The 20,149-nt window shown below is 64.1% G+C and carries 14 protein-coding genes and 9 pseudogenes; 10 read left to right on the top strand and 13 right to left on the bottom strand.

What is annotated here, in order from left to right; all coding sequences use genetic code 11:
• The first annotated feature begins 773 nt into the window (after positions 1–773).
• From CBI38_RS39180 to CBI38_RS21430, 4 genes and pseudogenes are all read left to right on the top strand, one after another.
• On the top strand, positions 774–1,073 hold the full coding sequence (locus CBI38_RS39180) for a hypothetical protein (RefSeq protein WP_230989909.1): 300 nt from the start codon (positions 774–776) through the stop codon (positions 1,071–1,073).
• 450 nt (positions 1,074–1,523) lie between these two features.
• Positions 1,524–2,345 (top strand): annotated as a pseudogene (locus CBI38_RS39175) (Lsr2 family DNA-binding protein); the annotation flags it as partial.
• Between the two features lie 99 nt (positions 2,346–2,444).
• On the top strand, positions 2,445–2,846 hold the full coding sequence (locus tag CBI38_RS39170) for an Lsr2 family protein (RefSeq protein WP_230990303.1): 402 nt from the start codon (positions 2,445–2,447) through the stop codon (positions 2,844–2,846).
• Positions 2,847–3,467: 621 nt separating this feature from the next.
• Positions 3,468–3,721 (top strand): annotated as a pseudogene (locus CBI38_RS21430) (VWA domain-containing protein).
• Between the two features lie 178 nt (positions 3,722–3,899).
• On the opposite strand, the gene CBI38_RS40315 reads toward CBI38_RS21430, so the two are convergent.
• The 3 genes and pseudogenes from CBI38_RS40315 to CBI38_RS40305 all read right to left on the bottom strand — a co-directional run.
• Entirely contained in the window at positions 3,900–4,169 is a 270-nt protein-coding gene (locus CBI38_RS40315) for a YncE family protein (RefSeq protein WP_335743600.1), read from the bottom strand.
• 401 nt (positions 4,170–4,570) lie between these two features.
• Positions 4,571–4,735: pseudogene (locus CBI38_RS40310) on the bottom strand (hypothetical protein); the annotation flags it as partial.
• A pseudogene (locus CBI38_RS40305) lies at positions 4,687–4,869 on the bottom strand (YncE family protein); the annotation flags it as partial. The pseudogenes CBI38_RS40310 and CBI38_RS40305, both read right to left, overlap by 49 nt.
• A 429-nt stretch (positions 4,870–5,298) precedes the next feature.
• On the opposite strand from CBI38_RS40305, the pseudogene CBI38_RS21420 reads away from it, so the two are divergent.
• Positions 5,299–5,724: pseudogene (locus CBI38_RS21420) on the top strand (hypothetical protein); the annotation flags it as partial.
• A 709-nt stretch (positions 5,725–6,433) separates the two neighbouring features.
• Positions 6,434–6,832, top strand: coding sequence for a RidA family protein (locus CBI38_RS21405; RefSeq protein WP_109335259.1), 399 nt, complete (start codon positions 6,434–6,436; stop codon positions 6,830–6,832).
• 130 nt (positions 6,833–6,962) lie between these two features.
• Here CBI38_RS21405 and CBI38_RS21400 read toward each other — a convergent pair.
• Positions 6,963–8,027 (bottom strand): annotated as a pseudogene (locus CBI38_RS21400) (diaminobutyrate--2-oxoglutarate transaminase); the annotation flags it as partial.
• Between the two features lie 183 nt (positions 8,028–8,210).
• Here CBI38_RS21400 and CBI38_RS39150 point away from each other — a divergent pair.
• The 4 genes and pseudogenes from CBI38_RS39150 to CBI38_RS21385 all read left to right on the top strand — a co-directional run.
• A pseudogene (locus tag CBI38_RS39150) lies at positions 8,211–8,423 on the top strand (BCCT family transporter); the annotation flags it as partial.
• A gap of 340 nt (positions 8,424–8,763) precedes the next feature.
• Positions 8,764–9,114 (top strand): hypothetical protein, encoded by a 351-nt coding sequence (locus CBI38_RS39145; protein WP_230990302.1) that lies wholly within the window; start codon positions 8,764–8,766, stop codon positions 9,112–9,114.
• A 185-nt stretch (positions 9,115–9,299) separates the two neighbouring features.
• Positions 9,300–10,832 (top strand): sodium-dependent transporter, encoded by a 1,533-nt coding sequence (locus CBI38_RS21390; protein ID WP_109332019.1) that lies wholly within the window; start codon positions 9,300–9,302, stop codon positions 10,830–10,832.
• Positions 10,829–10,933, top strand: a complete 105-nt coding sequence (locus tag CBI38_RS21385) for a methionine/alanine import family NSS transporter small subunit (RefSeq protein WP_109332018.1) — start codon at positions 10,829–10,831, stop codon at positions 10,931–10,933. The genes CBI38_RS21390 and CBI38_RS21385 overlap by 4 nt, the downstream gene beginning before the upstream one ends.
• Positions 10,934–11,199: 266 nt before the next feature.
• On the opposite strand, the gene CBI38_RS21380 is transcribed toward CBI38_RS21385, so the two are convergent.
• The 9 genes and pseudogenes from CBI38_RS21380 to CBI38_RS21340 form a co-directional block, all read right to left on the bottom strand.
• Positions 11,200–11,403 carry a hypothetical protein gene (locus tag CBI38_RS21380; RefSeq protein ID WP_204164784.1) on the bottom strand — a complete coding sequence of 68 codons (204 nt, stop codon included), beginning with the start codon at positions 11,401–11,403 and terminating at the stop codon, positions 11,200–11,202.
• Positions 11,404–11,826: 423 nt separating this feature from the next.
• The gene (locus tag CBI38_RS21375; protein WP_109332007.1) at positions 11,827–12,525 is read right to left on the bottom strand and encodes an ATP-binding protein; all 699 of its coding nucleotides are present in this window, start codon (positions 12,523–12,525) and stop codon (positions 11,827–11,829) included.
• Positions 12,522–13,481, bottom strand: a pseudogene (locus CBI38_RS21370) (Mu transposase domain-containing protein); the annotation flags it as partial. The gene CBI38_RS21375 and the pseudogene CBI38_RS21370, both read right to left, overlap by 4 nt.
• A gap of 232 nt (positions 13,482–13,713) precedes the next feature.
• On the bottom strand, positions 13,714–14,115 hold the full coding sequence (locus tag CBI38_RS39140; protein ID WP_230990301.1) for a hypothetical protein: 402 nt from the start codon (positions 14,113–14,115) through the stop codon (positions 13,714–13,716).
• A gap of 76 nt (positions 14,116–14,191) precedes the next feature.
• Positions 14,192–14,521: pseudogene (locus CBI38_RS39135) on the bottom strand (UPF0182 family protein); the annotation flags it as partial.
• Between the two features lie 365 nt (positions 14,522–14,886).
• On the bottom strand, positions 14,887–15,942 hold the full coding sequence (locus CBI38_RS21360; protein WP_109332006.1) for a tetratricopeptide repeat protein: 1,056 nt from the start codon (positions 15,940–15,942) through the stop codon (positions 14,887–14,889).
• Positions 15,943–15,955: 13 nt separating this feature from the next.
• Positions 15,956–16,804 carry a hypothetical protein gene (locus CBI38_RS21355; protein WP_162603261.1) on the bottom strand — a complete coding sequence of 283 codons (849 nt, stop codon included), beginning with the start codon at positions 16,802–16,804 and terminating at the stop codon, positions 15,956–15,958.
• 208 nt (positions 16,805–17,012) lie between these two features.
• A complete protein-coding gene (locus tag CBI38_RS21345) occupies positions 17,013–18,890 on the bottom strand; it encodes an endonuclease/exonuclease/phosphatase family protein (RefSeq protein ID WP_162603260.1) in 1,878 nt (625 codons plus the stop codon).
• 208 nt (positions 18,891–19,098) lie between these two features.
• Positions 19,099–20,148, bottom strand: coding sequence for a hypothetical protein (locus tag CBI38_RS21340; RefSeq protein WP_109332000.1), 1,050 nt, complete (start codon positions 20,146–20,148; stop codon positions 19,099–19,101).
• Position 20,149 lies beyond the last annotated feature (1 nt).

Below are 20,149 nucleotides of genomic sequence, written 5' to 3'. Positions count from 1 at the left end.
CGAACGGGGTCTCACCGATCCGGTGCCGACCGTCACAGCGGGCACCGATCCGTATGGACGTGGCACGGTCGAACTGGAGACCGCGACCGGCAACCTCGCCTACGCGTCCCCACTCTCATTTGTAGGCCGACACGATCTCCTCGACGGAAGTGTCCGAGATCCTTTCCCCGTCCGGGAATGTGAATCGGGCCCTGGCCAACGCCAAACGGAAGACTCATCAACTTCTCGGGCTCAAGGTCGGCAACCAGTACCGGTATCCGCTGTTCCAATTCGACCGCGTGCGCAAACAGATCCGCTCGGTCGCCGAGCACGCGAAACGGCTGATGGAATGCGACCTGGACCCGTGGGGGACCCTGGACTGGTGGCTCACCGAGAATGGGCATGGACTGACACCGGTGACTGAGCGCTACAACGGCCGGCCCCGCAGACCCGGAAGGGCCCCGCGGGCATCACACTGCACCGGATTTCCGGTACCGGGTCCCCGTACCCGCCGAACTCGTTCATGTCAAAGGCATCCGTACGCTCGGTAACCCGCTGCAGGGGCGGTTCGAGCCGATCGACGACTCCCACGGCGGCTACCTGTACGTCGCTTTCTCGCTCGCCGGGGTCGTTGCGGAAGGCATCCTGCGCGATATCCCCATTCCGCGGTCGGGGATCGTGCGCCGCAAACGGCTCGCGGGCAAGACGCACACCCGGATGGTCCTGGCCGCGATGTCACCGTCGCGTCCCTCCTCGACGGCGACCTGCGATCGCTGAACCTGTCCGGGACCCTTGTGGGCTGTGACCGTGGCGCCTACACCTGGTCCCGGACCACCTGCCATCAGATCCTCGACGGCGACCCGCACACCGACGGGGTGATCTACCGCTGCCGCAACAACCCCGCCGAACTCGCCCTGATGCTGATCGACCGCGGGGCCCTCGACTCGGCCGCACTCACCATCGCCGAATCCCACGATGTGCTGACCGACCCGAGTACCTTCGACGAGGTCGTCAAGGTCCTCGATGAGGTCCATCACCTGAAATACGTGGGTGCAGCGCCCGGCTTCCGTAGCCCGGGTCTCGAAAACGGATAGCACGGTTGTGCTCGCATCCAGCGCCATGACGCAGTGTTCATGCTGGTGATGGGATCGGATATCCATTGCGAGAGTCAGGTATTAGGTGTTGCTGTCTCCCGGCCGTGGTCGAGGGCTCGAACACTCTTCAACCGTTATTCTGTGCTGGTCCGCGTTTCGCGTCATGGCAGTCCCGAGGCATTCGGTGCATGCCCGAAGGTTCCGTCGCCTCGACTGTTGCTCGGCGTATATAGTTGCGGCGCATAGATATTCGAATTCATCCTTCCCGTGACGGAAAGAAAACGCGGCCGGGTTGGCCACAATGGTTCGGCAGGTGTCGTCACCGTCGACAGATGGTCTTCTGTGTAGTCCTGGTGGGCGAAAAGCGTGAGGGGCGCGGGTCCTCGAAAATCAGTGCGGCCCGAGTGTGATTGGTTGCCGTTTGGATCCGCTGGCGGTGAGAGTGCCGAAATGCCGATACTGTGTGCGTTCGACGATTTGCCTGGCGAGAAGGAGAAAACTATGGCGGTATCACCGAGGGGTTCCGAAGGTTCGGCGAAGAGGACGACCAAGGAGATTCGTGAGTGGGCGATCGGGGAGGGCCGTGACGTGTCGCCCCGGGGTCGGATTTCGGCCGAGATCGAGCGAGCTTTCCATGACGCTCAGGCAAAACCGGCGCCAGCGAAGAAGACGGCCGCGAAGAAGACGGCCGCGAAGAAGACGGCCGCGAAGAAGACGGCCGCGAAGAAGACGGCCGCGAAGAAGACGGCCGCGAAGAAGACGGCCGCGAAGAGGACGACCGCAGACAAGGCAGTCGCCAAGAAGGCACCGGCGGCGAAGAAGGTGGCTGCGAAGAAGGCTCCGGCGAAGAGGACGACCAAGGAGATTCGTGAGTGGGCGATCGGGGAGGGCCGTGACGTGTCGCCCCGGGGTCGGATTTCGACCGAGATCGAGCGAGCTTTCCATGACGCTCAGGCAAAACCGGCGCCAGCAAGGAAGATAACCGCGAAATCGTCGGTCGCGAAGAAGGCGGACGGGAAGAAGGCAGTCGCGAAGAAGGCGCCGGCGGCGAAGAAGGTGGCTGCGAAGAAGGCTCCGGCGAAGACAACAGCGCCGAAGACAACAGCGCCGAAGACAACAGCGCCGAAGACAACAGCGCCGAAGACGACGGCCTCGGAGAAGATAGCCGCGACGAAGGCTCCGGCGAAGAGCGCGGCGGCGGTCAGCAAGGCTCCGGCGAAGGCGACGACCAAGGAGATTCGTGAGTGGGCGATCGGGGAGGGCCGTGACGTGTCGCCCCGGGGTCGGATTTCGGCCGAGATCGAGCAAGCTTTCCATGACGCTCAGGCAAAGGAGGTCCAGGCAGAGGCGGTGCCGGCGAAGAAGACGCCTGTGAAGAAGGTAGTCGCGGGGAAGGCTCCGGCGGAGACGCCGGTCGCGAAGAAGGAGGTCGCGAGGAAAGCTCAGCCGAAGACGTCGGGCGCGAAGGCGGCAGGGGCGAAGACGGCGGCTGCGGAAGCGGCGGCCGCGGAGACGACGGCCGTGAAGAAGAAGGTCGCGAGGAAGACGTCGGTCGCGAAGTCGGCGGCTGTGGAGTCGGCTGCGGAAGCGACGGCCGTGAAGAAGGCTCCGGTGACGGGAGCGGACACCGCTCCGGCGAAGGCGTCGACCAAGGAGATTCGCGAGTGGGCAATCGGGGAGGGCCGTAAAGTGTCCTTCCGCGGTCGGATTTCGGCCGCGATTGTGCGAGCATTCCATGACGCTGCGGCAAAGTTGCCGCTCCCGCTCGGTTGAAACGGGTGGGGGTCCGCTGAGAGCGTGACCGACCGACTCCTGTTGCCGAGGTATGCCGTCTCGGGTGATCCCATGTTCGGCACCGTGGAGGTCACCATCGAGGAGCTTGCTGAGTTGCTCGAACGCCAAGTCCTTCCCCGTGACCAGGATGCTGCGCCGCACTTACGGTGCCTCTCGTGTGTGTCGAGCGGCGCGCGCTGATGACCGCCCGCTCAGGGCAGGATGAGGCCGTGGGCGATTCGAACCGCAGCAGACCTCGAGTGTGGACTCGCCATGTTCGCCGATATACGCGGACGACTTTGTGTGTCGGAGGGTAAGGACTTCGGCATCCCGATGACCGTGCTCGATGATGTCTCGATGAGCTGAGCAGTGTCGAACGATCTCGTGCGATCCGACGTGATTGACGGACGTCCGGCACCCCCGGAGGTGTGGTAATCGTGATGGAGCCACCTGTGGGCGGGGGACGGTGGTGGGCGGTGCGGGTCAGGTCGGATGATGACCGCAAATGCGTTGCTCGCGTCTCGTTCAAAGATGCGTCGGCATGGGAACAGGTGATCGCGGAGAGGGTAATTCCCCGCGGTGCCTAGTAGAGCCCGCAACGATGCCGCCTCGTCGGGTTCCATGCAAAGCACGCAGATCACGACCCTGATGCGGACGGCGTCGGCGTTGCCGGCGTTCTGGCAGTGCGGGATCGGCAAGTCGAGCTTCGGTGTACTCGAGAAGCTCGACACCTGACCGGTCGACTCGTCGACAATGCCGGGTTCATTGCGGTCGAGAACGTCGACACGCTCAGCGACGGGCCGCTGTACGAGTTGCTTCTCAGCGAGTGTCCGGATTGGCCGCGCGCGGCACGGACGGCCTGCGTTCTCCGCTGACCCAAGACTCGCCTGGAGAGTCCCTTCGTCACCCTGCCTCGGCCACCACGGGCTCTGCTCATGATTCACGATGGCTACGGGTCTCGGCGCTTTCCGACGACTGGGTTCGACTGCCAGGAATGAGTGAGGGCGGAACTCGATCGAGTCCCGCCCTCACTCATTGTTGTTCGGGTTAGCATCAGGGTATCGGCAGGCAGAGCGATCCGGTGCACGCTCGAGTGCCACCGCTTCGGGTGATCGTGGTGACGGTGTTGTTGGAGCTGGTGACGTAGGCCTTGTTGCCGTCGGGGGAGACGGTGACGCCGCCGGTGATCGCGCCGACGGGAACGTAGGCGACCTCGGTGTTGGTGGTGGTGTCGAGGACCGCGACCGCCCCGCCCTCGGAGTCGATGACGTACAGCGTGTTTCCGTCGCCGGTGACGGCCGCGCCGCCGAGGGTGCCCTTCACGGGGGAAGGTTGTGCTGACCGTGTTGCTGGCGGCATCGATCACGAACATCTCGGCGCCGCTGCGGACGTACACGGCCTGGTCGGTGGCGGTGACCGCGGCGGGACGGCCTGCTGCTGTGACCGGGATGGTCGCGACGACGGTGTTCGTGGCGGTGTCGATGACGGAGACGGTGTAGTCGCCGGCGTTGGTGACGTAGAGGTGTGTCGAGTTGGTGGCCGCGAGGAGGGGGGAACGATCCCACCGGGATCGTCGCCGAGATCGTGTGGGTGGCGGTGTCGATCACCGAGATCGCATCACCGGTCGGCACATAGACGTGTGCACCGTCGGCGGAGGCGGCGGTTCCGAAGGACGCGCTGCCGGTAAGGGGGACACTGCCGGTCACCGTCTTGGTGGTGGTGTCGATGACGGAGACGGTCTTGCTGGTCGCGTTGACGACGTAGACGGATGACCCCTCGGGGTGACGGTGATCCCGCCAGGTCCTTCGCCGACCGGAACGGTGCCGGTGACGGTGTTGGTGGCAGTGTCGATGACGGAGACGTCGTTGCTCTGGGCGTTGGCGACGTATGCGGCGGCCCCGTCGGGGGAGACGGCTACCTGCGATGGCGCTGCGCCGACCGGCGTGGTCGCAGCGACCGCGAAGGAGTGGACCGGGGCAGCGCCGGCGGTGGTGGCCACGAGGGCGAGTGTCGCGGCGGTCATGGTCAGGATGGTGGAGGTGCGGCGGAGAATTCTCGGCAGAGCGGTCGGCATGGGTACCTCTTTGGATCGGCGGTTACTGGCGCGAACAAACGGACCATAACCGACCTGAAGGTACGGTTCGGGCGCTATTCACGGAAGCTCCAGGAAGGGCCGGTGAGTACGACGACGTCGACCACCTCCGTTCTCAGTAGGCGTCCCTGCAGACTGTCTGCGGGGCAGCGTCCGTCTGTGATCGGGACGTGTGTAGTAACCCCCGGGGCGGTTGGTAGGCTCCGTCGGTCGGTTCCGAGGCATTCATTCGCGTGAATGAACGTTGGTCGACAACGATTTTCGAACTTGGTGTCGTGATCTAAGATCAGCCGCCAGACATGTGCCTTCACTCGACCAGAGGCGCGTCTAGATCGGTGTCCTGTCCCGGGTGCCGCTTCCGAGGTGACGGCGGTTGCGCTCCGTTCGGCCCTCGCCGACGCGGTCGACGCCGCACGCTACTGGCAGGACCCGGACGGTGAAGACCTCCTCGTCGACGCCGAGCCTGTGCGGGGTGAGCTTCGACGGGTCGCCGAGCGCATCGCACGATCCCCGCATGCGCAGTGGTGGACGACGCCCGCTGCGACCGACCAGTGGTCGGTGAGTTGGAGCGAGGACGGTACTGATTCCGTTGACTCAACCACCGCGGAACTGCTGCGTGACTACCGTGATCGGACTGCCGCGGAGGACGTGCGAGCAGAACGCGATCGTCCGGCGGATCCGTCGGCGAACTGGTCCGGCTGGTGGTGGTCGACTCCACCTACACGGTGTTCGACCCGGTTGCAGTTCGACGGGACCCCGGCCGGCTTGTGGTTCGTCGAGTCCACTGAGGTCAAATCGATCTGCAGTATGCACGAATCTGAAATGTGCACGGCGCCGTCCGTTCCTCGAAGGAACGGCATCTGAACGAAGCGGGCTGACCAGCCCACCGATCCGTCGCCAGCGAGCTTGAAAGTGATAATCTCGCCGTCCGGAGTTCCTTCAAGCTCGACCGAATCCAGCGATGGTAGAACCGGCACGGGTAGATTTTCATCAGGTTTCATTTGGCACCAGCCCAGTACGCCTCGGCCGCGGGTTACCGACAATCAGTTGCCCGGAGAACGACTCGAACTGTTGACACCGCATGTCCTGTGTCGTCTCACTAGCCTCGGTGCTCGGCTGGTTCTCGTCCGGCACTCCCCGGTGGCACGACGACCAGCGGTGGGGGATCGGTTGCGTCCACGCTTCTCACCTACTCACCGGCGTTGAAGATGGCATTGTCAACGCCCTTGAGTCATGGCCGACCGATGTTCTTAGCTGGCCATCGATACGCAGGCGATGAAGAATCCGGATGCCGTGGCGGCGGACAGGACTCGACACTGTTCGCAAGGTTGGGCGATGGTGTCGATTTGTGGAACCTGCACCGGGACGAAGTGGTGTCCCAGCGCATGTGGGCGGCAGTCGTGCCCTCGTTCCGTAAGTGGATCGGTGACCGGTCATCGATCGGCAAGTGAGGCCGGTGCCCTCGCTCTGCGAGACTGTGACCGTGACCAACGACATGCACGTCGAGCTGATTCGATCGTCGACGTTGACGGCCAACGTGCCCTACGCGTACGCGGCGAGGACCCAGCAGCCATCCAGGCTTGTATTCACCGCTGGTGCCTGCCCACTCGATGAGGCCGGCGCCACGGTAGCGGTTGGGGACATCGCAGGTCAGGCCGAACAAGTGATGCGCAATCTGCGCGCCGCGCTACACGCCGCAGGTGCCAATCTGCCCGACGTGGTCAAGACGACCGTCTACGTCGCCAGCAACGCACGAGCGGACCTGGTGACGGCGTGGGATGTCGTCAGCCGCCACTTTGGCGATCACGACGTGCCCAGCACACTGCTCGGCGTTGCTGTACTCGGCTACCCGGACCAGCTTGTCGAAGTCGAGGCGATCGCCGCGCTTCAATAGCGGAACGCTGATTGGGGCATTTTTCCGAATCCGCGCCGCTCCAGCTCAATCCCGTAACCGGGTTGTCGACGAACCGCGGGTCGTCGATCCCTGAATCGGAAGCCGAACCCCGTGCCATGATGTGCCGGTACTACTCAACCAGCGGCGTCGAGCCGGGGACCTTGATGGTGACGTTCCCGACTTTGCGGCCCCGGTCGACATATCGGTGCGCTTCGATGATCCGATCCATCGGGTAGTTGCGGTCGACGACAATGCGGAGCCCGTCGGATTCCGGCAGTTCCTTCACGAACGCGAGTGTTGCCTGCTTCTTGGCTGACATCCCGGGGCGTGTTTTCCTTCCGCCGCGCAGGGCCGTCCACGCCCCGAGCGGCCAGTTGATCAGGCCAGTGGTGGCATCCTGTAGGCCGTCGTTGTTCCAGTAGTGTTCGAGGGCGGCACGCGCCGTGACGAAGGCGAGGTTGTTGCCGCGGAACGTTCCGTTGTGTTCGCCCGGTTCCCAGATGTCGAGGTGCGGTTTGAGGAGTGTCAGTGCCATGGGCAGGCCGTATCCGCTGATCGACTTGGACAGCGTGACTATGTCGGGTTTGATTCCGGCGTCCTCGAACGAAAAGAACGGGCCGGTTCGTCCGCATCCCATCTGCACATCGTCGACGATCAACAGGATGTCGCGGTCGCGGCAAAGTTGGGCGAGCGCCCGCAGCCGTTGCGGCCGTGCGACATTGACGCCGCCTTCGCCCTGCACCGTTTCGACGATCACCGCTGCGGGCTTCTCCAGCCCACTTCCGGAATTCTCGAGGGCGTGCTCGAGCCAGTGGAAGTCGTCGACGGTCCCACCCAGGTAGTGGTCGAACGGCATCGGGGTCGTATGGACGAGGGGTACGCCGGCGCCGGCACGTTTCATCGAGTTGCCGGTCACCGCGAGTTCGCCCAGTGTCATTCCGTGGAAGGCGTTGGTGAAGCTGATGATGGTTTCGCGGCCGGTGCATTTTCGTGCCAGTTTGAGTGCGGCCTCGACGGCGTTCGTTCCGGTCGGCCCGGGGAACTGCACTTTGTAGTCGAGATTGCGGGGCGCGAGGACCACCCGATGGAGCGTTTCGAGGAATTCCCGCTTGGCGACGGTGTACGTGTCGAGTGAGTGGGTGATTCCGTCGCGTGCGACATAGTCGACGAGGGCGGATTTGAGTATCGGGTTGTTTCGTGGTCGGCGTGCTGACGGTGCCCTTCCTGTTCATCCTCGTGTGGATCTCGATCTTCGGGAACAGCGCCATCGACATCGTCCGGGACGGCAACGCCGAGTTCGGGGAGACCGCGGTGTCGGCTCCCGAACAGGGCTTTCTACACGTTGCTCGAGCAATATCCGGGTGCACCGATCCTCGCGGTGATCGCCACCTTCACCGGCATGCTGTTCTATGTCACCAGCGCCGATTCCGGGGCGCTGGTGATGTCGCACTTCAGTTCGCGGATCACGGACAACGAATCCGACGGGCCGGCCTGGGTCCGGATCTTCTGGGCAGGCGCCACCGGACTGTTGACCTTGGCGATGCTCATGATCGGGGGCATCGCGACGCTGCAGAACGCGACGATCATCATGGGCCTCCCGCTCGCTGTCGTCATCGTGTTTCTCATGCTCGGGTTGTTCAAAGCATTCCAGGTGGAACAGAATTGGGCGGAGTCGGCGCGACTGTCGCTGCCGAAGGCGCTGTCGAGCCGCAGTTCGGGCGGCACCCAGTTGCACGGGCTCCAGCGCATCGAGCGGTCCATGCGCTTCCCAGGAGCCCACGCCACCGATCGATACGCGACGGCAGTGGTCGGGCCCGCGCTTCGGGAGGTCGCCGACGAACTGCGTGCCCAGGGCGTGGGCGCGACGGTCGGGGAACGGCTCGTCGAGAGTTGCGGCATCCACAGCTACCACCCCGACGTCCCGTTCGAGGTTGGAGCGGACCTTCCACTATCAGGTGTATCCCATCGAACACCACACCCCCAGCTACGGCCGCGGCGCACAGAAACTGGGGAAGTACTTCCGGCTGGAGGTCTTCTCGGCGGATGGCAGCAGCGGCTTCGATGTCTCCGGGTTCTCGCGGGAACAGCTCATCGGCAACGTTCTCGACCACTACGAGAGTCAACTCGAGTTCCTGCACGGCAGCAAGGGCGCCGATTCGACGGCCGTCGGCGTCGAACCGGTCACCGACTGGTCCCACGACTTCGAGGTCATCGACGCCGGCGACGGTCAAGACCCGATCCCGACTGTCACCGACCACACCACCGACAAGGAACCCACGTGAGCGCACGGACCCTGTTCCGGTGAATGTACGGCCGCCGGCGTAGCCGTACCCCTGCGCGAGGGAAACGAAGTCGATGCCGGGGATGTCGAGACCGACGTCCCAAAACCCGGAACGGCACTGCTCGAGTCCGCCAGCCGATACGGTCGAACAATCGACAACGATCGACCGCGGAGGGCAACGGCAGCATGGTACTGGAACAGAACCGCGAGGCTTGGTCGGGACGCACCGTCTTCATTCTGGCCGCGATAGGCTCGGCCGTCGGCCTCGGCAACATCTGGCGGTTCCCGTACGTGGCCTACACGAACGGCGGCGGCGCCTTCATCATTCCCTACCTGGTGGCCCTGCTGACCGCAGGAATCCCGTTGCTCTTCCTCGACTACGCCATCGGGCACAAGTTTCGGGGCTCGCCGCCCCTGGCGTTCCGGCGGATTCACAAGCGTGCGGAGTTCATCGGCTGGTGGCAGGTGGGCATTTGCTTCGTCATCGGCGTGTACTACGCGGTGATCATCGCGTGGGCGATCCGGTACTTCTTCTTCTCGTTCAACGAAGCATGGGGTGAGGACCCGGCGACCTTCTTCACCACCGACTTCTTGAAGCAGGACAGCGAATCGACGTTCGGCCTGGACTTCGTTCCCGGCGTCGCCCTTCCGCTTCTCCTGATTTGGATCATCACGCTCGTGATCCTTGCGCTCGGCGTGCAGAAGGGGATCGGCGCGTCTGCCCGGTTCTTCGTCCCGCTGCTAATCGTTCTCTTCGCCATTCTCGTGGTGCGCGCACTGTTCCTCGAGGGCGCGGGTGCGGGCTTGGATGCCTTCTTCCGGCCGAACTGGTCAGCCCTGATGGACACGGGCGTTTGGATCGCGGCGTACGGTCAGATCTTCTTCTCCCTGTCGGTGGCGTTCGGCATCATGATCACCTACTCGTCGTACCTCAAGCACAAGACGAATCTCACCGGCTCCGGACTTGTGGTCGGCTTCACGAACAGCAGCTTCGAGATCCTCGCCGGCATCGGCGTATTCGCCACGCTCGGCTACATGGCGAACATTTCGGGTGTCGCGGTGGACGAGGTGGTCGAGAGCGGCATAGGTCTCGCCTTCATCGCCTTCCCGGCGATCATCTCCTCGATGCCCGGTGGACCGTTGTTCGGCGTCCTGTTCTTCGCGTCGCTCGTCTTCGCGGGTTTCACTTCGCTGATCAGCATCATCCAGGTATGTGTTGCCGCGGTGCAGGACAAGCTCGGGATCGGCCGAGTTCCCGCCGTTCTCGGTGTCGGAGGCGCCGCGACCGTGGTATCGCTGCTGCTCTTCCCCACTGCAACCGGATTGAACCTCCTCGACATCGTGGACAACTTCGCGAACAACATCGGCATCGTCGGCGTGGCACTGGTCGCCATCGTCGCGGTGACGTGGGCCCTGCGCCGGCTGCCCGATATGCAGGACCACCTCAACTCGGTGTCCTCGTTCAAGGTCGGAGTGATCTGGCGCCTGTTCATCGGGGTCATTACCCCGGTCGTGCTGGCCTACATGCTGATCAGCGAGATCATCGACAGAGTACGCGAAGGTTACGGCGGCCTTCCCGACGGCTTGGTCACGATCTTCGGCTGGCTGGCGCAAACACTCGTCATCGTCGTCGCCGTGTTGCTGTCGTTCACTCCGTGGCGCCGTTCCGATGAAGAACTCGAACACACCGAATCGACCGAGGCTGGAGAAAGCCTATGACCGGGTCCGCAATCGCGATGATGGTGCTTGCCCTCGTGCTGGTGTGGGGTGGGCTGGTGCTCAGCCTGATACACCTCAATCGCAATCCCGAGGAGGAGTAGATCCTTAGATCGAGCCCAACTCGCGCGCCCGGCCGACGTCGCGAGTGCGGGACTTGACGCCGAGCTTCTCCGAAGACGCGCACGAGGTGGGACTTGACAGTCGACGTGTTCGGCAACGGCGATTCGACTTCGTTGATGCCAATTGCAGGTCTCTGTCGTACATCAGGCAGCCAGAGATCGCAGTGGTGGGGGCGTGTCAAGGAGCTCGAAGGCGTCCCTGTGGGCGGATGCCAGCCGGGAACACGGCGCGAGAGCGTCGCTCACGCTTAGGCTCGATCGCTGGCCTTGGTGTAGGTGTCCCGTGGCTGATACCAACCGAAAAGAATCAGACGCCACCGCAGCAGATACCACGCCACCACCAGCGGGGCGCGCCGGGAGGGCAGCGTGCCCGTGGGAGAAACACCACGAGCGAAAAGCTCCCAGTCCGAGGTGTGGGAGCGGCGGGTGTTCTTCGCGCGCGAACGCTGCATGGTGCCGGCGATCCGCGCCGCCACCTCCTCCCGCAGCGCGGGCCCCGCGGATGCTGTTACCGGCCGCGCAGGGGCTCGATCGTCACCGACGCAGGCTACCGGGGTGCACCGACACGTTGCACAGCAAAAACGCGGTGACGTGCGGTTTCGGGCCCGACGGTTCGATAACTGAAATTATCGCAGCCTAGTGCTCACAAACCATGAGTGACACGGAGCGATGCCATGGAGAGTGGCTCTGTCAACTCGATCTGGCCCCACCTTGTCGGCTCGAGTTGGCCCCAGCCGACCCTTACTCGTGGAGGCGTGACGGCCTGAAGTGGCCCCACCCCGATGCGGTGAACTGGGCGTTCTGGGTTGGTCGAATGTCGGGGCTGGACGCCGCGATGTCGACGGTGTTGTCCGTCCGCCCGGTATGGCCTCCGGTCAGCTCGCGGCTTGGGCTGCTGCCCTGGTTTGAGCGAGCCGGTAGCTGTCGGTGCCGATCGCCACGGAGTTCTTTTCCTCGCGTTCGGTCAAAACCTGGAACAGCAACTCGGCGCCGCGTTTGTCGAGTTCCATGTAGCCGAGCTCGTCAATGCAGAGCAGATCCACCCGCCCGTAGCGGGCGATGGTCTTGGCGAGCAGTTTCTCGTCGGCGGCTTCGACGAGTTCGTTGACCAGCTTCGTCGCCAGGGTGTAGCGGACCCGGAAGCCTGCTTCGGCGGCGGCGGTGCCCAGGCCGATCAGTAGGTGTGATTTGCCGGTGCCGGAATCCCCGATCAGACACAACGGTTCGCCCTTGCGGACCCAGACACAGCTGGCGAGGCTGTTGATGGTGGCCGGGTTGGCGTCGAAGTCGAAGTCCGCCAACCATTTCTGGCGCGGGAATCCGGCGGCCTTGACCCGGCGGATGCTGCGGCGGCGGGCGCGGTCGTCGCATTCGGCCAGCAGCAGGTCGGCGAGAAAGCCCTCGTAGGTCAGTTGCTCCTTGTGGGCGACGGTGAGCATGTCCTCGAACCGGGTGCGCACCGTCGGCAGCCGCAGATCACGGCAGGCCTGCTCGATCGCGGTGGCGGCGGCCTCGGGGGTGAGTCCCCGCCGGCGCCGTGCGGCGGCCGGTGAGGTGGGGGTCGACCCGGTCATGATGATGCTCCTTCACGTGCAGAGACGGCGTCCGATGGTGGCGGCCGCCGCCGCAGCAACTCGTCGTAGAGGGCGACGGTGGGAAGCTGACGCGAATCCGGTGGCAGGCCGGCGATCACCGCCTCCGGGTCGGTCAGCCTGCGTGCGGTCATCGACACCACCTTCGACGGTGCCGCCGCAGCCGGGGTGACCGCGTCGTCGGGACGGTCGGCGGCGGCCTTGCGGGCCTCGACGGCCACCACGTCCGAGCAGGCGGCCCCGACAGCGACCGCGGCGCGGAGCCCGGCGGTCACATCCACGTGTGCCATGTTCCGGTGCAGCAGCAGCACTTCGACCAGGGCGCGGGTCCCGTCGGCGTCCCCGTGCACCGATCGTGCCAGCGCCCAGAACGCCTCGTGGTCGGCGGTGAACGTCCCCGCCGCCCGCGCCTGGGACAGCGCGGTCGACCCCGGTAGCGCGCCGGGTTTGCGGGCGAGGACCTCGAGGTAGTGATCGAGCACCAAGGCCTGCGCACCCTTGCGGGCGAGGCGGAGATGGCGGGCGACTTCCCGCCGGCCGTCGAAGATCACCACCTCACTGGCCCGCAGCGAGACCCGCACCTGCCGTCCGATCAGGTAGATCGGCACCGAATAGTGGCACTGGCGCACCGTGACCCGCGAATACCGGTCCACCCGCGGCGTCAACCACAGGCCGGGCTCGAACTCCGCGGCCGGCAACGGCCGCAACAAGGGCAGTTCGATGGCGAAGTCCTCACCGACGGTCCGGATCCGGGTATCGATCCGTCGGCCGTGTCCGCTCTGTCCGCCGCGGCGAGGCGGACGCCCACGCTCGTCCAGGGTGTCGACCTTCGGCACTGGGATCAGGTGGTTACGGCGGAAGCGCCCCACCTCACCCTCCACACCGCCCTTCTCGTGGGCGCCCTCGAGACTGGTATTGGATCTACTCGCCGGTGATCCCACCGCAGCGGTCGCTTAGACCATTCTCGATGAGGGGGAGTGCGCACCGGGGCGTGGGCGTGGCCCGTCCTGAGGCTGCGCGGCCAGCGGCGGCACACTGCGCGCAAGTCATCGGTGAATGCGTGATGGGGACGCTGCATTTGCACGGGGGTCTGTCGCCAGTCCACCTATTCTGCTCGAGACTCTCCGTCTCGAACAGTTCCTTGTCCGGGTGGGTTGGTTGGTTGGTTGGTCAGATCGGGTTCGTTGTGGTTTTCTTCGGTCGATTCAGCGCCGGAGTTTTGGATGCCTCGACCGCTCGCTCGGGCGGGAGGGGTGCTGCGGCGTCGCCGCTGGGCGCGGTCGTCGGCTGGCCGGTCCCGGGGCCGAGCACCTGGTCGAGGGCCTCGGCGAGGGTTGGGACGTAGCCGACTCGGACACCGCAGGGGCCGGGCTCACGGTAGCTGAGGAGCATCCGTGAGAGCTGAGGGAGGGTGGAGCCGTTCTGCTCGGAGGAGATCCGTTCGGTGTAGAGGGGTTCGAGGTACAGCACTCCGCCGTCGGCGATCGGCAAGCTCAGCAGGTTGCCGTACTGGATTCTGTTCGACCGCTCGAGGAGGGTGCGCTCGGAGGTGACTCGGGTGTCGGAGATCATCGAGTTCTGGATCTGTTTGTGGACCTTGGGTGAGGGTCTCGGTCGGCAACCGCAGGACGGTGATCGTGCCGTAGCTGTCGGGGTCGGAATGCGCCGAGATGTATGCGGAGGGGAATTCCCGGTTGAATCCCACCATGGTGCTGGCGAGCTGGAATGATGGTTCGGCGCTGTGCTGGTCTCCGACGAGCACGTGGAACGGCCGCTGATCGAGGTTCTCCTCCACAGTGGGGTCGCTGGGCACCGACCAGAAGGCGTTGGTGGTGAAGAATTCACGGGGCTCGTCGACGTGATATTTCGCGAGGAGCTCACGCTGAAGGGTGTGAACAGGTCCTTGGGGTAGCGGAAGTGCGCGGAGTTCCTCGGAGACGGTGTCCTCGGGCTGCACGGTGCCCGGGAAGATGCGCATCCAGGAGGTCAGGTCGGTGACCGGGGCGTGCGTCTCCTCGCTGGTGGCGACGGCGTGGGTCGCACCGAATTTGAGGGCCTTGGCGCGCTTGAATTCGACAGGATCGACGGCGACCACGTACCGCGATCCGCCCAGCGCCGCACCTTGGACGGCGCGCAATGCCAGGTGCGGAGGATGGTACGGCTCCCACCCTCCCAGCGTTGCCCAACCGAAAAACGAAGAAGGAGTCAGAACGATGACGGCCGACAGTTCGATCAGCCCCCGGACGAGTCGTTAGCCCATTTGCCATGGGGGATTCTGGTTCTGCAAGGATCTGCAACTGAACTGAGGAGGGAGCGGTTCGCATCACTCCCGCCCGCCGCACGCTAGCTCGGTTTGCTGAACCACAGCGGTACCGGGCCTCCGGTCAGCCGCTCGAGTTCCTGCTCCACCGTCTGCCGGTCACGCGCCAATGCTTGCCGCATTGCGTGTGCGGCAGGATCATACAGATCGTGACGCCCGTACTCATGGGCGATGCGCATGGTCTGAAGTAACGGTTGAACGCCGCCAATTAGGTTGCCGATCGCTGTTGTGAAGACTCCATAGTTCAACAAGCTCTCTGCCAGCTCCTGGTCGACCTTCTTGTGATCGAATTCGGCGAGCCGAACGTATGACTCGATCGCCCGGTCTGTCAGCGCTACCGCTTCATTCCAATGGCCTTCGGCCGCCAGTTGAACTCCCCTGTTGTGCAGCGCGGCGGCCTGTTGCGGCACCTTGTCGACGTACAGTTGGCAGCTGGTGTCGTGCGGGTAGCGCTCGGTGATGGCCCTCCACCCATCCATGACCTGGGTCGGCCTTTCGGCGGCCGAGCAGTATTTCACGTAGTCGTGCAGGTAGGCACGGTAGTTCGGCTCGATGTCGATAGCCCGCGCCATCAGGTGTGCCGCCTGTTCCGGGTGACCCGTGGAGTTGAGGGCTGATGCGCAGTTAAACAGGGCGACGGTGTGGTCCGGCTGCGTCTCGAGAACACGCGAGTACACGTCGATGGCCCCGATCCATTCACCGGCCGCCATGAGTCGCTCCGCAGCCATGATGTCCTGACTCGGCGCGGGTTCATAGGGGCCTATGTAGTCCTGCACGTACGCGACTCCTCCCGGCAGATCGACCTCCATGAGACTGGGTACCACCCCTTGCCCCTCGATCAGGTCGTCGAGAGCCTTGAAGGCCAATTCGCGGCCCAGCTCCTGTCTGCCCGAGTCGGAGTCGCGATAGATCGCGAGTGCATTCAGGTGCAGGCCCGATCTGGCGTTGCGCAGCACATGGACGATCTTTGAATGACCCGCGCCGATCTGGGGGCCGATCCGATAGAGACAGCCGTGGATGTTTATACCCTTCCCCTCGTATTCCTCGGGATCGTGCTCGCGCACATCGAGTATCTCCATGACGGCACCGCGCCTACAGTGCCGCTCCGGGCGACAAATTGGCGCTCGACAGCTGGAGGTAGAGAGGAGTTCCGACGACGTCCGTTCCTTGTACCCCAAGCAGCGCGAAAACGGTGGACATCCTCATTTGCAGTTGTCCGGCGAAGAAACGGTAGTTGCCTGAATGCAGCAGGAAGGTTCCGTCCGGCTCGGGTCCTTCGCTGAAGAAGCGCAGCGAGCAGTCCAAGAGCAGGGTGCGGCCGCAGAACGACGACCGAAGCGTCACAATGTCCGCCGAAGTGGGGTTCTCGACCGGTATCTCAATCCGGAATGGGCCATCGTAAAAGTAGTATGTCCCGCTCTGTCCCGATGAGATTGCTTCTCTGATATCCGGCACGTCGCCGTGGTCCGCAGCGATGGTCAACAGTACGTCCCTGAGCTTGTCGATGTAGGCCAGCTTCACCGTGCGTTCCCGTTGGATCACGTTCTTCCGCCCGTACGTTAGGCCACCGTTGAACAGGCTCAGAATATTGCCGAGGGACAAACCCATGCGGAGATCTCGAACACCGGACTGTTCGGAGATCACCTGCTCGGTGAACTCGCTACTGCGCTCCGGATCGAGCTGCGCATGCAGGCTGTCTACCTTGGTTCGTGAGATGTAGCAGATGTAGTCCACGACATCCTCCCGGTCACCGATGACGGCCTGCTGATTCTTACGTGACGTTGGGCTCAATCCAGTTCTGGGCGGCTGGTCAAACCACTTCAAGTACGGCTGGGCGTAGGACCGATTCACATTTGGCGTCATTCCTCGAACGCGGTGATCGAGGCCGCGGGTGCCGCCGACCCTCGTCCAGGAGGTGCCGGTGCCGGAGTACCGGGCCACCGCCTGCCGATCCGGGGTTCAGGCCGTGAACGGTGTCGCGGGTGACCCCGAACGTGTCGCCGGGCCCACCGATGGGTTCCCGATTTACAACCCCGTCATGGGGGGCGACTCCGGGCGGGCTCCGAAGCGGTCCCGGTGGTGTCGGGTCGACCGGTCGAGACGTGTCCCGGTTATCGGAGGCGTTGACGCCGCGGCCGGGAGATGACAGCTATGGGGCGGGATTTTGCCGCCTGTGCGCGAATGGTTCGAGATCGACGTTGGCGTACAGGATCGCAACGTATTCTGAGCCGTCGCCGTGCATCACGTTCGGCGCGTATCGGTGACCATGCAGTGCGTTAAGCAGTTGTGAGGTCTTCGAGGCCACCACGTCGCGGTCCCTGCCGATCGCGGACCGACCCGACTCGATGGGTCCCGCCGTGTCGACTTCGTCGAGGGTGATTTCGAGGTGGACGTCGTCAGTCCCGTTGAAGGATAACGTTTTCTGGGGCTTGTAGGAGTACTCGTGGCATTCGCCCATGGACATCGTCCGTTCGGCGTACTCGACGCGTGCGCTTGGTCGGCCATCGAGACCCGGTTTGCCCTTGTATATTCGCCCGGAAACCTCTACCTCGTCGGGATCTTTCTTCGAAAAGTGCGCCACCCCGGCGCCGACGGTCAAGGTGAGCGCGTGGATGTATTTCAGCCATGCGGTTGTCTTCTTGACCTTCCGATTCAGCTTGTGGGTGACTGTCGACATGCCGACGGAGAGGGTGATCGCGTAGTGGTCCGATAGGTCGATTCCGGGGCTGAGTTCATGGCTGTACACGCCCATATGAGTGACGTGGGCGGTGACTCGTTCGCCCTGATCGACGAGGGCCAAATCTATCCGGCCACCCTTCTTGTAGCGGTGCGGGCTCATCTGGGGAAGTGCTGGAGTGCCGGGTCTGTAGGTGCTGGCTCGGTCACAGGTGATGGGGTCGTAACGCATCCGGTCCGTAGGTAGCCACATCTGGTATTCGGGCCACAGGTCTTTGGTCTCGGGGAGGTTGTGTGCGAGGGTCGCTCGCCCCTCCTGCGTGTTGGCGTCGATGTTGAAGTCGCCCACGATGATGATCGGCAGGTCCCGATCGCGTGCTCCGAGAATCCAGGAGTCTAGGTGGCGTAACTGCGCCTCGCGCTTGCCCTTTGCGCCGGTTCCCACGCCGGCGTCGGTGGGCCAGGAACCGGAGGTGGCGTTGCCGGCTTGCAGGTGGGTGCCGAGCACGTAGAAGTCCGGTCCGTCGTGCGGGGACACCCGCACCATCACCGCACCCTTGTTGGCGAAGCAGTCGTCGCCGATACATGACCGATAGATGGTGCTGCGAACCTCGGTGATCGGGTGGCGGCTGAGGATGAGTAGCCCGCCATCCTCCTCGGGATCCTTCTCGTCGGGCCCTTCGGCGCTGTGAGGGAACAGGTTCTTGACCGCGGTCTTGAGCTTGTCGCGTTCGTGGTTGCCCATCATCTCGGCGAGCACCACGACGTCGTTCTTCGATTTCGACACCGTGGCGATCAGCGCCTTCAGCTGTGCGGCGCGGCCCCGGCCACTGTATATCGCCTTGTCGATGACCTTACCGAAGAGCGGGATTTCCAGGGTGGCGCGGTTCTCGGTGACACCGAGTACGTCCATGCCGATCAGTGCGGTGTTGTAGAACATGATGGAGTGGCGGCTCTCCGCGACCGAGGTGATCGTGCCACCTTCGAACCGGCACACCGTCTTGTTCCCTGCCAATTCGGGCATGCCGACGGGATAGCCGAACGGTCCGTATTCCCAGCCGGTCTTGGTCCACAGCTCGTACACCCCACCGCGTGGGACACCACCGAATGCTTTCGTGCCGTCGTCATGGGTGTACCGGTAGAGGATTCCGTTCGTGAAGTGACGGTATTTGCCACCGATGTTGTTGGTCGACTCGGCGGCGCTGGCCGGTTCGCCGAGCCAAGCGAGTGAGGCCAGTGCCGGCCCTAGTCCATCCAGGGCTTTTCGAAGTTCCGCGGCATTGTCCACGGCGGTGAGAATCGCCATGATGTTCGGGTTGAGGGCGATGGCGGTCGGATTGTTCTCGGGCATGTTTGCTCCCAAATAGAGTGGTGCTGATGGTGTCGGATGAATCGAGGGATCGGAATGGTCGGGGATCGAGTTGTCGATTTCCGGTGACCGGGTGCCGCCCCTCCGTGCTGCGATGGGCGACCCGACGGGGATGAGTACGGCATCTGCGGGTTGTGCATCCCGTGGGGCGGTCACCGGGACGGTTTCGAGCTGGTGTGGAAGCGGCAGTTCACCACACAGACGCCGGCGCGTCGCCGATGTCGGTGTGCGGCTGGGTGTAGGTGTCGGTGCCGGGGGGAGCGAGCGGGGGATATTCACCGGTGATGCTCACGCCTGGTTCTGGAACGGTGACGTCCGCAATCGGGATGTCGCCGAGGTCCGGAACAGTGATCTCCGGAATCCATGTGGTGACCGGGTCGGGTGCGGTGCCGACTGTTCCCTGGTCAGTATCGACCGAACCGGGCGCGGGACCTGCTTCAGGTGTAGGCCCCGGATCTGCCGCCGGCGAGGGTTCGGGCGCCGGACCGGCGTCAGAGGTGGTGCCGACCATGCCCTGGCCGGAATCTTCTGAACCGGGCACGGGTCCTGGGTCGAACGCGGGTCCTGGGTCGGACGCGGGTTCGGGTTCGGGCGCGGGGCCCGAGTCGGCCGGTGATGCCGGTGCCGGATTGGGGACCGCCGGGGCGGGTGGCGTGTTCGTGCCGGGCTTCGGGACTGACTTCGACTCGGATTTCTCAACGACAGCCGGCTCAGGCGGGGAGTCGCTTCTCGTGACGGTGTACCCCATGGCCACGAGCGCGGCAATCATGGCGAACACCGCAAGAGCTTTGAGGAGATGCCTGAGCATCTTGTTGACGTCGTAGTTCTCGTATCTCTCCTGCACCACCTCCCGCCTGTCCTTCGCTTTCAGATAGTCCTCGGTGGCCTGGTCTTCCGACTCCTGCGCATGCCGCAGATTTCTTTTCGCGGTGTAGACCTCGTTGCCCTCACCGCCGGTAACGGCAGCGACGGTTGACGGGTGGTCGCCGGTCTGGTCGGGATACTTGCGTTGAGCCTCTTCCAACTGGTCTTCGCGAAGCTTGCGGACACGTCGCGCTTCTCGCCAGGCCGCCTCGGCCTCCTCCTCCAACTCGAGCGCATTGTCGTACCACTGCTTGTGGTCCTCTTTGGTGAATTCGGTGGGGCCACCGAATCCAATGAGATAGTCCTCCCAGCCCGTCGGCCTGAACTCCTCGGCGCCTTCGTCGAGAACGATGGGTCCCTCGTTTGTGTCGGTCATC

Source organism: Rhodococcus oxybenzonivorans (assembly GCF_003130705.1).
GTDB classification, from domain to species: domain Bacteria; phylum Actinomycetota; class Actinomycetes; order Mycobacteriales; family Mycobacteriaceae; genus Rhodococcus_F; species Rhodococcus_F oxybenzonivorans.
This window is presented reverse-complemented; position numbering and strand designations above follow the sequence as displayed.

Bases quoted from the DNA above. Each gene is read 5' to 3' on its own strand.
- CBI38_RS21345 (WP_162603260.1), bottom strand. From the start codon at position 18,890: ATGCCCGAGAACAATCCGACCGCCATCGCCCTCAACCCGAACATCATG.
- CBI38_RS39140 (WP_230990301.1), bottom strand. From the start codon at position 14,115: ATGATCTCCGACACCCGAGTCACCTCCGAGCGCACCCTCCTCGAGCGG.
- CBI38_RS21375 (WP_109332007.1), bottom strand. From the start codon at position 12,525: ATGACCGGGTCGACCCCCACCTCACCGGCCGCCGCACGGCGCCGGCGG.
- CBI38_RS21360 (WP_109332006.1), bottom strand. From the start codon at position 15,942: ATGGAGATACTCGATGTGCGCGAGCACGATCCCGAGGAATACGAGGGG.
- CBI38_RS21390 (WP_109332019.1), top strand. From the start codon at position 9,300: ATGGTACTGGAACAGAACCGCGAGGCTTGGTCGGGACGCACCGTCTTC.
- CBI38_RS21385 (WP_109332018.1), top strand. From the start codon at position 10,829: ATGACCGGGTCCGCAATCGCGATGATGGTGCTTGCCCTCGTGCTGGTG.
- CBI38_RS21405 (WP_109335259.1), top strand. From the start codon at position 6,434: ATGCACGTCGAGCTGATTCGATCGTCGACGTTGACGGCCAACGTGCCC.
- CBI38_RS21340 (WP_109332000.1), bottom strand. From the start codon at position 20,148: ATGACCGACACAAACGAGGGACCCATCGTTCTCGACGAAGGCGCCGAG.
- CBI38_RS21380 (WP_204164784.1), bottom strand. From the start codon at position 11,403: ATGCAGCGTTCGCGCGCGAAGAACACCCGCCGCTCCCACACCTCGGAC.